The following is a 585-nucleotide window of genomic DNA, read 5'->3' as shown; positions in this document are numbered from 1 at the left end:
GCTCCTGTTCGTGCTCGGGGCGACCTCGATGGGCGTTTATGGCATCGTGCTGGGGGGCTGGGCGTCGAACAGCAAGTACCCGCTCCTGGGCGGACTTCGCTCCTCGGCCCAGATGATCTCGTACGAGCTCGCGCAGGGAATCGCGCTCGTCGGCGTGATTCTCATGACCGGCTCGCTCAGCTTGGCTGAGATCGGCCGCGCGCAGGCGCACATGTGGTTCGTCGTGCCGCAGTTCGTCGGCTTCGTGGTCTACCTGCTCGCGGGAATCGCGGAGACGAACCGGGCGCCGTTCGACCTGCCCGAGGCGGAGACCGAGCTCGTCGCGGGGTTTCACACCGAATTCTCGAGCATGAAGTTCGCGTTCTACTTCCTCGGCGAGTACGCGAACATGATGGTCGTCTCGGGCGTCGCGATCACGGTCTTCCTCGGCGCCTGGAACGGTCCGTTCCTGCCCGGCCCCGTCTGGTTCCTGATCAAGCTGAGCGCCTTCCTCTTCTTCTACGTCTGGCTCCGCGCCACCTTCCCGCGCCTCCGCTACGACCAGCTGATGGCCTTCGGGTGGAAGGTGCTCTTGCCGGTCTCGCT

Annotated in this window: 1 pseudogene (cut by a window edge); it reads left to right on the top strand. The window is 65.3% G+C overall.

The annotated features are described in order from the left end of the window. Positions 1-585 (top strand): annotated as a pseudogene (nuoH, locus tag E6K79_01870) (NADH-quinone oxidoreductase subunit NuoH); it begins 293 nt to the left of the window's first position.

Source organism: Candidatus Eisenbacteria bacterium, assembly GCA_005893305.1.
Taxonomy (GTDB): Bacteria; Eisenbacteria; RBG-16-71-46; order SZUA-252; family SZUA-252; genus WS-9.
This window is presented reverse-complemented; position numbering and strand designations above follow the sequence as displayed.